Raw genomic sequence first — 13,376 nt, forward strand, 5'->3', positions numbered from 1 at the left:
AGATTATGCAAATTTTTAATAGTGACATTTGTAATTTGCATAGATAAGTTATCGGATACCAAACTGGTGCAGTAATCCTAATAACTGCTCTGCTTTAACCGGTTTTTCTAAAAACCCTAACGCCCCCAAATTTGCTACTCTTTCTTTCATCTTGGTCTGAACATCTGCCGAAATAACCACCACGAAACATTCAATTCGGTGTGCTTTTATTGCCTCTAACACAGCAATCCCATCAAGTATTGGCATGGTTAAATCCAGGCACAATAAATCTATTTGCTGGGTTTTCAGTAAATCAATCGCCTGCTGGCCATTCTGTGCTTGGTGCAAGGTCAGGTCTAATTTGCTTTGTAAGTTTTTAATGACTTGTTTACGGGCGACAGCCGAATCATCGCAAACTAAGACGGAATAACTCATAAAGTGGTCAGTCTTGTACTATCGTTAATAAAACGGTCACTGGATATCGCTATCTTATAACACATTAAACTTTCCTAGGTAAGGCGCTAAAAAGCATAATTAATGAAGATAATTATTTATTTTTAACCATTTATTGGCTAACTTTAAAAACAGATTATACAAAGGCGATGAACTTACCGTAGGAGCTCAGCTTAATTCATGCTGCAAAAAAGCCTCTCAAAAAAATTGCTCACCAATGTGCTGTCGGTTTACTTCCTTCTAACCTTTGTCGTCACATGTGGTCAAATCGTTGCCGAATACGTCAATACTAAAGACTATATTCGCAATGAACTTACTATGCTGCAAAAAACCTTTAGCCGCAGTTTGACCCGTGCCATATGGGAACTCAATACGAAACAGACCGTTACTACGGCTGAGGGGCTACTTGCGATCCCCATGATCGAAGGAATTATTGTACGAGATGACAGCGGCGAAATTATTTCACAGCTTGGCCGCTCACTAGATATTCACGAGCTGTATAGCCAACAGCTTGTTCAAGAAGAAGCAATAATCGAAGATACGCCATCCGGTTTGTTTGGTTATACGTTTCCGTTGATTTTTGAATTCTCGGGACGCGCAACGCAAGTCGGCGACGTAACATTATTTTCTAGCCGAGAGGTGGTCTTTAGTCGCATCATGATCTCTATCTACTTTTTGATAGGTAATGCGATGATCAAGACAACATTCTTGATTATTCTATTTTTAATTGCCTTCAGAAAGCTACTTACCGAACCATTAAGCGATCTCACCGAACAAATTGAAGACTTTGAGGTCGACAACGTTGATGGCCATAAAATAGATATCGGCGCAAAAGAGCGTAATGAACTAAAGATCATGGAAGAGGCATTCAATAAGCTAATTGATAAGGTCTCTGAATATCGTAAAAAGCTCGATCAAACTCAAAAAGAGCTTTTGATCAGCAATGAAAAACTTGATCAACATAACATTCAGCTGGAACAAGAAGTCGCACGTAAGACCTCAAACCTGAGCCAAGCGATGATGGATCTTCAGCAACAAAAATATGAATTAGAAAAGCAGAAGTTAACGCTCACAGAAGAGATTGATTTAAGAAAACAAACAGAAGAAGAACTATTAACGAAACAAAAAGAACTTGAGAAATACGTAGATGAGCTGAACATGGCACAAGAGCGCTTAGTCGGCTCTGAAAAAATGGCGGCACTTGGTGGTCTCGTTGCCGGTATTACGCACGATATTAATACCCCCGTTGGTATTGGCGTGACTGCGACGTCGTTCTTACAGGAGCGTTTAGATCAGCTTGAGGCGGCTTACAACGGAAAAACCTTATCACCAAAAGCGTTAGAAGAATTCATTAGCGAAGCAAAGCAAAGTGCTAGCCTACTTACAACCAATTTAGACCGCGCATCTGAGCTTGTCGCAAGCTTTAAACAAATTGCAGTCGATCAGGCCAGTGAGGCGGTTCGTACCATTAACCTGAAGCAATACCTTGGTGAAGTGATCCGCTCATTACATCCAAAATTGAAGAAAACTCATCATCAAGTGAATATTGAGTGCCCTGAAGACATGACACTAAATTTACCAGCTGGGGCAATTAGCCAAATATTCACTAATCTGATCATGAACTCTTTGATCCACGGTTTTGAAAATCAAGACCAAGGACAAATAGATATTAAGATTAAAGAAGACAATGGTATGGTAAATATCGTCTACAAAGACAACGGCAAAGGCGTAAGTAAAGCCCAACTAGACCGGTTGTTTGACCCCTTCTTTACGACCAAACGCGATCAAGGTGGCAGTGGGCTCGGTACCCATATTACCTTAAACCTCGTAAAACAAACCTTGAATGGGGATATCGAAGTAAATAGTGAAGAAGGCAAAGGCCTCACCTACTACATCAGTTTCCCAAAAGACTTACAAAAACCAATGGCGATGTTTAGCTAACCAAGTTTAGAGCACAACAACCGTCCAATACGCCATACTGCAAAGTGGCGTATTGGCGCAAGATATCTCCCCCACCACCAAACATCATCTAGTGGAATACAAGCTGTGACCTTTTTGCTATGATGACCGCAATTTTATTCCAGACGGGCATATTTCTATGTGGTTCAGTAACTTAATCTGCTACAAATTCAAACAAGATGTAACTTACGCACAAGAAGATTTCGAAAAAGCACTCGAGCAGGATATTTTTCGTCCTTGTGGTAGCCAAGACATGACCACTTTTGGCTGGACAAAAGCTTTTGGCAAACATGGCCAAATGCTTTCACATTTTTCTCAAGACAGTATCTTAGTTTGTGCTAAGCGTGAAGAAAAGGTGCTTCCTGCAGCCGTAGTCAATGAAATGGTCGCCGAAAAAATTGAGCTAATAGAACAACAAGAAAATCGTCCGGTAAAGAAAAAAGAAAAAGACGATATTAAAGAAAATATCCTAGCCACTTTATTGCCTCAAGCGTTCAAAAAATCGAGCCTGCAATTTGCTTTTATCGACCAAAAATCAGGTTGGGTGATTGTAAATAGTGCCAGCTTCAATAAAGCGGAAGAACTACTTGCATTACTGCGTAAGTCTCTGGGCACGCTTCCTGTTGTACCTGCGTTTGCAAACTACGATTTAGACTTACAGCTAACACACTGGCTCACCGAGTTTAGTGCACCTGAAGGCTTTGCAATAGGCACCGACGCAGAGTTGCAAGAGCCAGACGACAACGGCGCTCAAGTCAAGTTAAAACAACATGACCTTTCATCAGACGAAATCAAAACGCACCTAGAAAACGGTAAACGTGTGACTAAACTCGCGTTAGATTGGCGTGAGCGCGTGAAATTCGTTTTACAAAACGATGGTACATTAAAACGTTTAAGCTATGCAGAAGCACTTAAAGACCAAAATGCAGATATCCCAAAAGAAGATCTAGCCGTTAAACTTGATGCTGACTTTATTTTGGTATCGGAAGAAATCAAAGAGTTGTTAGAAGATCTAACCAAAGGTCTTGGTGACGACGAAGGCCTAGAGTCTTAATTTTACCATCTATAGTCTGTTGAGCTTTGGGTACGAAAAATTGATAGCGGATATGGCTATCAATTTTTCTTTATCCAGCTCAATACGCTATCTTCACAAGGTCACTTTGCGCCAATAGCAAGCAGATTGCACGCACTCAAGTACGAGCGTATAGTTACTGACTCGCGAGTTTATTTGCACTAACCAACGTATTTGTCGCGCTTTATTTACTCTTCAATGGCATGATAGCAATTCGGCTTCGGCAGTAACGCTTTGCTAACCTGAATTTCAGGCATCGAAGACAATTTACGCCAGTAGTCCGATACCCGAAAACGGTAACTCTTACAATTAAACGGAGTTTGACGCGCGTGAATGTAAAAAGCATTTCATTGGCTTTAATAGTAGTGATAATTTGGGGGCTTAACTTTTCGGTCATTAAATTTGGCCTAGCAGAGTTACCTCCTATTTTATTCTCAGGCTTGCGTTTTTTGGTAGTCGCGATCCCAGCAGTATTCTTCATTCCTTTTCCTAACACGTCGGTATGGAACGTACTCGGGGTTGGGCTATTTTTAGGTGTGCTTAAGTTTAGCTTGCTGTTTATTGCGATGGAATCAAATGCATCAGCCGGCATTGCTTCTTTGCTGCTACAAGCCCAAGTCATTTTCACGATTTTGCTAAGTGTTTTGTTGTTAAAGGAAACCATGAATCGCTTTCAAGTGGTAGGGATTAGCATTGCAACGTTTGGCTTTAGTTTGTTTTTTATCAACTCCTCTGGGTCAACGACAATGTTGGGCGCGGTACTCATTCTATTCGCGGCATTATTTTGGTCGTTTTCAAACCTCATTATGAAGCGCCTGCAAGACGTGAATTTACTCCATTTTATTGTTTGGGTAAGCCTAGTGCCGCCGTTACCACTTTTTACACTGTCTTATTTTATTGAAACTGACGCCCCATTGACCTTACTACTAAACACTACAACACAGTCTTGGTTATCCATTGCCTATGTGGGTTATATCTCGACACTGATTGCATTCGCAATATGGGGGTGGCTACTTAAAAATCACAAGGCCGCAGCAGTGACGCCTTTTGCTTTATTAATCCCTATTGTCGGCATTGTAGGTTCAGCCTTATTACTTAATGAGCGATTGATGCTAATTGAAGCCACCGGGGGTAGTTTTATTTTATGTGGCTTAACGATTTCAGTTACAGGTGCTCGGATAAGTAAAATATTTAGAAAGTCCCAAGCCGAGGCTATCCCCTAAACGGTAAAGACCTCAACAGAGGTCTTTATATTCACGGCAAACGAAGGCGCTGAAACTGCGCATTAAGTTACAAGGATTAGGCAAACATTGTTTTAACGTCTTCGAGTACATGCAAATAAGTGTCATCAGCAAACATATTCACCTCTCTTATTACCCCCTTTTCTTCATATTGCTTTAGCGCTGCAGACTTATCCGACACCTGCAAAATACCTTCTACAATCGCACCAACACGAATAAAGTCGACATAACAAACATGTTCAGGTCGATAATTAGGATTTGCCCAGCTTTCTGCAACTTCAACAAATTCATCGGTGAATTCCCACTCTCGCATTATTGCCCCCCCAATTTTGCCGCCTAATTTCTGGATTGCATGAGCCAAAAAGCTTGGATTGGCAAACACTTCAGGGTGACGTTCGGCCTCCGTCAAAATCGGTAAAACACCGATATTAAACACCAAAGAAGCCAGCGTGATTGTATCTTTGTTAAGCGACGTGTGCTTATTGACGCGAAGATAAAAATCCATCGTTGTTATCGCTTGGCAAGCAACTTTTAGCGTTTTCTGCCAAGCTTTGTCCATGTAAGTTTTAATAAGCTTGTTATTAGAAACAAATAGCTGCTCCATCGCCATTGCAGTCGCTATATTCTTGATTTGTCTGAGACCGATACGAGTTACTGCTTGGTTTAAGGTGTTTACCTTCACCGAACGGCCCATAAATGCGCTGTTGGCAACTTTGATCATACGTGCTGCAAGGGCTGGGTCGTGAGAAATAACATCTGCCATCTGCATCAAGTTAATTTCAGGGTCATCTGCCGCTTGCCTAACCCGCACTGCGATTTCAGGTAATGTCGGCAATACCAAGGTGTCGTTATTGATTCTGTCAGTTAGAATCGTGAGCAAAGCATTTTCTGTAGACATGAAACCAAATCCCTTAATAACTGAATAAAAGACCCGACTACAAGCGTAAGCTTATGGCAAAAGTAAGCACTTGCTTGCTGGAGGTCACACTGCTGATTTTTAGTATCTATGACGTAAGTATTGTCTAACTTTCGGATAAAGTTAAGAAAATCTAATAAAATAATATTTTATTTATATACCCTCAATAATTAGCAAGTTAGAATTCATAGCATATGGTGCTTTGTGGCAAACTTTGCCGCAAAAATACTGAAGATAACCCATAGCTGGACACAAATGATGACCTTTCACGTTAACAGCAGCTTGCGTATCACACGCCAACCTAAGTTAACTAAGTATTGTGATACAAAATCGTGTAAGGTGATCGCCACATAATTAAGACAACAAGGGAGCATTATGAAACACTCAATGATTTCGGTTGCAATCGCACTTGCAACAGGTCTCACCCTAACTGGCTGCTCTGAGCCATCAACCTCTTCTGAGAAACCTAGTGCACAAACTGAGCAAGCACAAGTTGATACTAAACAATCAGGCTATAAGCTAGTTAATGCATCTCAAGACCGGCTAGATATTTATACCCCAGTAACACTCGAAACAGACTTGAGTCACTTAAACGATAACCAGAAAAAGATGCTAGCTTTACTCATCGATGCTTCGGTTATTATGGATGATTTATTTTGGCAGCAAGCGTTCGGCGAAGACAAAGCAACATTCCTAAGCAAAATCTCAGACGAAAAAGTACGCCAATTCGCGGACATTAACTATGGGCCTTGGGATCGTTTAAATGGCGACCAAGTTTTTCTTTCTGGCTTTGAAGAAAAAGCACTGGGTGCAGAATTTTACCCAAGCGACATTACCAAAGACGAGCTAAATAACGCCGAAGTAAAAGATAAAACAGGATTGTATTCTGTTATCCGCCGCGATGAAAACGGCAAGCTATACAGCACTTCTTACTCATCCGCGTATAAAGCTGAATTGGATAAAGCCGCAGAGCTTTTACGCCAAGCAAGTAAACTGGCACAAGACAAAGAGTTTGCAAACTACTTAAACTTGCGTGCAGATGCGTTAGTCAATAATAGCTACCAAGCGTCTGATTTTGCTTGGATGGACATGAAGAATAACCCGATTGATGTGGTGATCGGCCCAATTGAAACCTATGAAGACCAGCTATTTGGCTATCGCGCCGCTTTTGAGTCTTACGTTCTGGTTAAAGACTTAGCGTGGAGTGAGCGTCTCGCTAAATTTGCCGCCTTCTTACCTGAGCTACAAACCGGCTTGCCTGTTGATGATAAATACAAGCAAGAAGTGCCTGGCTCTGATGCCGACCTAAACGCATATGACGTCATTTATTATGCTGGCCACTCAAACGCGGGTAGTAAAACCATTGCGATTAACTTGCCAAATGACGAAGAAGTGCAACTCCAAAAAGGTACGCGTCGCCTACAGCTTAAAAACGCTATGCGCGCAAAATTCGATAAGATCTTAGTACCAATTGCTGACCAACTTATCGTCCCTGAGCAACGTAAGCACATCACCTTTGATGCTTTCTTTGCTAATACCATGTTCCATGAGGTGGCCCATGGTCTAGGCATTAAAAATACCATTACAGGTAAAGGCACCGTGCGCCAATCACTGCAAGAACACGCCAGTGCGCTTGAAGAAGGTAAAGCCGATATCCTAGGTCTATACATGGTCGAGCAATTGCTTAAAAAAGGCGAGATCACCGAAGGTACGCTTGAGGATTACTACATCACCTTTATGGCTGGTATCTTCCGCTCAGTACGTTTTGGCGCATCCAGTGCACATGGTAAAGCGAACATGATCCGCTTTAACTTCTTTAAAGAAGAAGGCGCATTTTCTAAGAACACGGATGGTCTATATCAAGTGAATATGGAAAAGATGGGCGCAGCGATGGAGAAACTGTCTAACCTTATCCTAACGCTACAAGGTGACGGCGACTATCAAAAAGTAGATCAACTGATCGCCACACACGGCGATATCAAAGCGGAACTGCAAAAAGATCTAGATAAGCTTTCCAAAGCGAACATTCCTGTTGATGTTACCTTTAAGCAAGGTAAGCAGGTGCTAGGACTGTAACTTCAGTATCATCAAAAACAAAAGGCGCTTCATATGAAACGCCTTTTAATCCAATATTCACGCTTAAGCTTTTTCTTTACAGGTAAAGCTTGTCGTTGATACCGATTTAACATTACCCTTGCCACACTCTACAACAGCCATCTCAGCATGTTTTTCTACTAATTGAACATTGTTAGAAGAGGTACAGCCGATTAGAGTCAAAGGTAATACAAGCAAAACAAGTTTCATAATTTCATCCTTTAAATTACCCAAAAAAGGTAACTTCATCTTATCAAAAAATTCTCGCCAAACAAAACTCATTATAATTTAAACTTGAAAACACCATCTAATTACGAAACAACAGTATCAACATCTTACTTTTACTTTGCCTCTCATAAAAGAGCCATCAAACTATAAAAAATAAGCTAATTCAGATACTAACAAACGAATATTCCTGTTGATGTTACCTTTAAGCAAGATAACAGTTGCTCGGTAATTAACCCTAGATACAATAATCTTTGATTTCTCTTTGGTGTTTTTTGATGGCTTTTGTGGCTTTGTCAGATTTAGCAATCGCTAAATTTACTTTCGCATCATCGCATTTGTCTTGTAGCTCTTTGCGCATCAAATAGTTTTGATCTTGCTGTTGCTGCGCCAACCCTTCCACACCACTATATTCAGTTCTGGATTCTGGTTCACGATCTTTTTGATAAGGCTCTGGCACAGTCGCCTTACAGGCGGATAATAATGATACTGCCAAAATAACAACTAAACTTTTATTCATATCGCGTACTCCTTGATTTAAAACGGCAAAAGTCAATTTCAGTTATAACAGTTCCAGATATAAACACAAAACACGTAGAACTTAACAGTTTGTAAAGCGCTTGATGTGTTTACAGTCTCATTGCCTTTTTGAGGCTTTAAGCAAAACTCGCCTTTAGCTGCTCAATTTCCTCATCACTGTAGGGTTTTGCTGGATAGAGCCCCCAAACCGGTTTTGGCCATGCAATATCGGTTTTAAATCGTGCGATGTGGTGCACATGTAGTTGTGGCACCATATTACCAAGCGCAGCCACATTTAATTTATCTGGGGTAAAGGTGTCTTGTAACAGCTGACTAAGTTTGGCCGATTCTTGCCAAAATTGAACTTGCTGCGACTCAGGTAAATCAATAATTTCTTTCGCGCCCACAACCCTAGGGACTAAGATAAACCAAGGGTACTGAACATCATTCATTAACAACACGCTACACAGCGGCCACTCGGTAATTAAGATACAGTCTCGTTGTAATTCTTTAGCTAATTCAAATGACATAGTGAAATTCTATAAATCCTATTTACACGGCACTCTATCCGAATTTGTTGCTATTGCAAAGCGGCTTCATTACCATCCAATCAGACTTTAAAAATATAACAAGGTGGCTACCGTGCACTCTCGCATTAAACACTACACCATCGCTCTTCCATTAGCACTTGCCTCTGTCACCGCTAGCGCAGAGCAACTAACGCTAGAGCGACTTTTTGACGATCCGTCTCTTTCAGGTAAAGCACCTGTAAAACTGCAATTTTCTCCTGACGGTTCTCGTGTTACTTATCTTCAAGGTAAAAAAGAAGACTATAACCGTTACGACCTTTGGGAATACAATCTCAAAGACAATACAAACCGCTTGTTGGTAGATTCTGCGGCACTATTTTCTGGCCCAGAGAACCTCTCAGATGAAGAAAAAGCACGTCGTGAGCGTCAACGTATTTTTGGCCGTGGTATTTTAGAATACAAATGGTCAAAAGATGGCAAAGCGCTACTTTTCCCACTCAATGGCGACTTGTACTACTATGAAATCGCTTCTGGTAAGAGTAAGAAACTAACGGAAACGGAAGCATTCGAAACCGACGCTCGCTTCTCGCCAAAAGGCAATTTTGTTTCTTTTATTCGTGAGCAAAACCTCTATGCCATTGATCTTAAATCGGGTAAAGAAACGCAATTAACTAAAGACGGCGGTGGCGTAATTAAAAACGGCATGGCTGAGTTCGTTGCTCAAGAAGAAATGAGCCGTATGACAGGCTATTGGTGGTCGGGTGATGAGCAACAAATTGCTTTTACTCGCATTGATGAAAGCCCAGTTCAGGAAGCCATTCGTAACGAAATCTATGCCGAAGAGGTCAAGCTATTCAATCAACGTTATCCATACACCGGGACTGCTAACGTTGAGATTGAATTAGGTGTTGTAAAGATCAATGACCAAAAGGTGGATTGGATTGATTTAGGCGAAGATAAAGATATCTATATTGCCCGTGCAAATTGGTTAAAAGACAATAAAACATTGTCATATCAGTGGCAAAATCGCTCACAGCAAAAACTAGAACTGCGCTTTTACGATACTAAAAGCAAAAAGCAGCAAGTCGCCCTAACCGAAACCAGTGATACTTGGATTAACCTACACTTTGACCTTGAATTCTTAAAGGACAAAAAGCATTTCGTTTGGGCATCTGAGCGCGATGGCTTTAAACACCTTTACCTGTATAGAACCAATGGCCAACTGGTGCGCCAAATCACTAAAGGCGATTGGATTGTTGAGAGCCTTCAGGGAATTGATGAGAAAAAAGGCATCGTATACTTCTCCGGCCGCAAAGACACGCCGCTTGAAAGCCACCTATACAGCGTACCACTTTTTAAAGATGGCGATGCAAAACGTATTACCGAAGAAGGCAGCTATCATAGTGTCGTACTGGCAAAAGATAACCGTACCTTTATCGATAAAAGCTCTTCTGTAAACCGTCCACCAGCGGTTGCGCTACGAAAAGTGAATGGTGACTTTGTGACTTGGCTTGAAGAAAATGCGCTGAATAACGAACATCCGTTAACGCCTTATTTGAGCAATCTAGCTACGCCAGAATATGGCACACTTAAAGCGGAAGATGGTCAAACTATGTATTACCGCTTATTTAAGCCAGCAAAGCTTGAAAACGGTAAGAAATATCCTGTTATTGTGAACGTGTATGGCGGACCTCATGCACAACGCGTGACCAACAGCTGGCGTAGTAAAAACTTGTACTTCCAATATCTTGCCCAGCAGGGTTATGTGATTTTCCAATTAGATAACCGAGGTTCTTACAACCGTGGTAAAAAGTTTGAAGATCCAATCTACAAGCACTTAGGTGTAGTGGAAGTGGCTGACCAAATTAAAGGCGTTGAGTTCTTACGTACACTAGAGTACGTCGACCCTGAGCGTATCGGTATTTATGGTCACAGCTATGGTGGTTATATGGCGCTGATGACAATGTTTAAAGCAGGCGACTACTTTAAAGCTGGTGTCTCTGGTGCGCCAGTAACAGATTGGGCTCTATATGACACCCATTACACTGAGCGTTACTTGGGTCACCCAGATACAAATGCTAAGGGCTATGAGCAAAGCGCGGTGTTCCCTTATGCTGATGGACTAAAAGGCCCGCTGATGATCTATCACGGTATGGCGGACGATAACGTGCTATTTACCCATGCAACGAAACTATTTAAGCAGTTGCAGGACGAGGTTAAGCCATTTGAAATGATGACTTACCCTGGATCGAAGCACAGTTTACGTGGCAAAAAAGTACAAACCCACTTGCATCAAACCATTACTGACTTCTTTAATCGTCATTTTGAGGTTGAAGCTAAGTAAACACTTAATAGCGCCTAGCTTCCTATGAGCTGGGCGCTTCTTCTTTTCTCTCCATTTAGTTCTAATCCATTGGTCTAATTGTTTATTCTTCTAGACTAAGAAAAACTGAAATTATTGTTCTATCTCAAGTTATATATCAATTGCATTAAGTAAATGAGCTATTTGAAGCGGAGAAATAGCTTTAGTAGCAAGGCAAAAATTTTGCTATTTAGTTGTTCTAAATGAGAAATTTTTAACTAAGCTAATATGGTATTTCACCCTTCAAATTGGTTGGAGAATTAACGCAATTGGTATTACTACTAAGATTAACTAGTATGAATTGATGAGGCGTTCGCGCTTGCTACTTTCAATAATAAAAACGACATAAGGATTGCGTTATGTCCAAACAGTTTTTTCGAAATCTCACCATTTTCCAGCGCCTCGCGTTACTGATCATTGTCGTTATTATCGGCGTTATCCTTCAAAGCGCAGTAAGCTTATCGCAACAGTATGATGCTCTCGAAAAGCAGCAATATCATAAAACTCAAAACCTTGTTGAAAATGCCTATAGTTTAGTGGCTTACTTTCATCAACAATATGTATCAGGGAAACTCCCAGAAGCGCAAGCGAAATCCGCAGCTCTTGATGCCGTTGCCGCTTTACGATACGAAGGTAACAATTACTTCTGGATCAACGACTACCATCCCAAAATGGTGATGCACCCATTTAAAAGCGAGCTCAACGGCAAAGATCTCAGCCAATCAAAAGATCCCACAGGCAAGCGCTTATTCGTTGAAATGGTACAAGTGGCAGAAAAAAGTGGTGCGGGATTTGTTCCCTACCTTTGGCCAAAGCCCGGTAAAGAAGCCCCTGTCGAAAAAATATCTTACGTCAAAGCGTTTACACCTTGGGGTTGGATCATCGGCTCCGGTGTGTACCTCGACACTATCGAAGCTGAGTTTGCCTATATTCGAAATTTGCTATTAATTGAGATGGTGGTGCTTATTATTCTGCTATTCCCATTTAGTGCAATCATAGGTAAGAGCATCATCACCCCCATTCAACAAGCCAAAGACATGATGAAAGATATCGCTCAAGGCGAAGGCGATTTGACTCGACAACTCGACGAAAGCGGTAAAGATGAGATAACCGCGCTTGCCAAATACTTTAACTTGTATACTGAGAAGATGCGTCATTCCATCGCGACAGTGGCCCATAACGCTAAAGAAGTTGAAACACTGGCCAATCAGGTAAAAGCGGCTGGCGAAGAAAACTTGGCATTTATTGAGTCGCAAAATGACAATAGCCGCCAAGTCGCCACGGCTGCCGAACAAATGACCATGCAAGTTCGCGAGATCAGTAGCAATGCAGATACTGCAGAACATTCCGCCGCAGACGCACGCAATTACAGTGAAAAAGGCAAACAAACGATTTCTCAAACCATTGCCGCCATTAAAAAGCTGTCGGAGCAAATTCAATCTGTGAGCGTGACAACGACAAGCCTTGCACAAGAGAGTCAGCATATAGGATCGGTGCTCGATGTTATTCGAGGTATTGCGGAGCAAACCAATTTACTTGCACTAAACGCGGCAATAGAAGCCGCTCGAGCAGGTGAACAAGGACGAGGCTTTGCCGTAGTTGCAGATGAAGTTCGCACCCTTGCAAGTCGTACAGGTCAAAGCACAGATGAAATCCACAACATGATCGAGCGACTGCAAAAAGAAGCGCAGCAGGCCGTAGCAGCAGTTAAAGTTAGCCAACAAATCTCGGAGCAAACGGTTGAGCAGGTACAGCTTGCCGATAACGCATTAACCGAAATTGAGCACCTAATTGACGCTATCTCGGATATGAGTACCCACATCGCCAAAGCCACCGACGAGCAAAGTCTTGCAGCACAAGAAGTTAATGAGCGAATAGCTCAGCTTTCTGACTCCACCCATCACTCTTTGGATACCACGCATTCGCTCAACAACACCAGTGAGCAACTAACACGAGCAAGTCACGAATTGAGTGACATAGTTAACCGCTTTAGAGTATGATATCCACCCTGCAGAGCACCTGTCAG

Annotated in this window: 11 protein-coding genes; 6 read left to right on the forward strand and 5 right to left on the reverse strand. The window is 41.7% G+C overall.

Annotated features, from left to right (window positions below; genetic code table 11):
- Positions 1-48: 48 nt before the first annotated feature.
- A complete protein-coding gene (locus tag ABMY45_RS11570) occupies positions 49-414 on the reverse strand; it encodes a response regulator (protein WP_102057351.1) in 366 nt (121 codons plus the stop codon).
- Positions 415-612: 198 nt separating this feature from the next.
- Here ABMY45_RS11570 and ABMY45_RS11575 point away from each other — a divergent pair, with 198 nt between their 5' ends.
- The 3 genes from ABMY45_RS11575 to ABMY45_RS11585 all read left to right on the forward strand — a co-directional run bounded on the left by ABMY45_RS11575 (position 613) and on the right by ABMY45_RS11585 (position 4,686).
- Positions 613-2,373, forward strand: coding sequence for a HAMP domain-containing sensor histidine kinase (locus ABMY45_RS11575; RefSeq protein WP_010606127.1), 1,761 nt, complete (start codon positions 613-615; stop codon positions 2,371-2,373).
- 157 nt (positions 2,374-2,530) lie between these two features.
- Entirely contained in the window at positions 2,531-3,445 is a 915-nt protein-coding gene (rdgC, locus tag ABMY45_RS11580; protein ID WP_174169859.1) for a recombination-associated protein RdgC, read from the forward strand.
- 368 nt (positions 3,446-3,813) lie between these two features.
- Complete coding sequence (locus tag ABMY45_RS11585) at positions 3,814-4,686, forward strand: EamA family transporter (RefSeq protein WP_254605832.1); 873 nt, start codon at positions 3,814-3,816, stop codon at positions 4,684-4,686.
- A gap of 76 nt (positions 4,687-4,762) precedes the next feature.
- Here ABMY45_RS11585 and ABMY45_RS11590 read toward each other — a convergent pair whose 3' ends face one another.
- Complete coding sequence (locus ABMY45_RS11590) at positions 4,763-5,602, reverse strand: HDOD domain-containing protein (protein WP_010606124.1); 840 nt, start codon at positions 5,600-5,602, stop codon at positions 4,763-4,765.
- 393 nt (positions 5,603-5,995) lie between these two features.
- Between ABMY45_RS11590 and ABMY45_RS11595 the strand changes: the two genes are divergently transcribed.
- Positions 5,996-7,696 carry a Zn-dependent hydrolase gene (locus ABMY45_RS11595; RefSeq protein ID WP_211866793.1) on the forward strand — a complete coding sequence of 567 codons (1,701 nt, stop codon included), beginning with the start codon at positions 5,996-5,998 and terminating at the stop codon, positions 7,694-7,696.
- Between the two features lie 63 nt (positions 7,697-7,759).
- Here the strand turns inward: ABMY45_RS11595 and ABMY45_RS11600 are convergent, their stop codons facing one another.
- The 3 genes from ABMY45_RS11600 to ABMY45_RS11610 form a co-directional block, all read right to left on the reverse strand.
- Positions 7,760-7,996, reverse strand: coding sequence for a hypothetical protein (locus ABMY45_RS11600; protein ID WP_349288907.1), 237 nt, complete (start codon positions 7,994-7,996; stop codon positions 7,760-7,762).
- A gap of 181 nt (positions 7,997-8,177) precedes the next feature.
- On the reverse strand, positions 8,178-8,459 hold the full coding sequence (locus tag ABMY45_RS11605; RefSeq protein ID WP_010606121.1) for a hypothetical protein: 282 nt from the start codon (positions 8,457-8,459) through the stop codon (positions 8,178-8,180).
- A gap of 136 nt (positions 8,460-8,595) precedes the next feature.
- Positions 8,596-8,988, reverse strand: coding sequence for an HIT domain-containing protein (locus tag ABMY45_RS11610; RefSeq protein ID WP_010606120.1), 393 nt, complete (start codon positions 8,986-8,988; stop codon positions 8,596-8,598).
- 112 nt (positions 8,989-9,100) lie between these two features.
- Here ABMY45_RS11610 and ABMY45_RS11615 point away from each other — a divergent pair, with 112 nt between their 5' ends.
- Positions 9,101-11,332, forward strand: a complete 2,232-nt coding sequence (locus tag ABMY45_RS11615) for a S9 family peptidase (protein WP_349288908.1) — start codon at positions 9,101-9,103, stop codon at positions 11,330-11,332.
- Positions 11,333-11,709: 377 nt separating this feature from the next.
- On the forward strand, positions 11,710-13,350 hold the full coding sequence (locus ABMY45_RS11620) for a methyl-accepting chemotaxis protein (RefSeq protein WP_349288909.1): 1,641 nt from the start codon (positions 11,710-11,712) through the stop codon (positions 13,348-13,350).
- Positions 13,351-13,376 lie beyond the last annotated feature (26 nt).

Source organism: Pseudoalteromonas sp. XMcav11-Q, assembly GCF_040104525.1.
GTDB lineage: Bacteria > Pseudomonadota > Gammaproteobacteria > Enterobacterales > Alteromonadaceae > Pseudoalteromonas.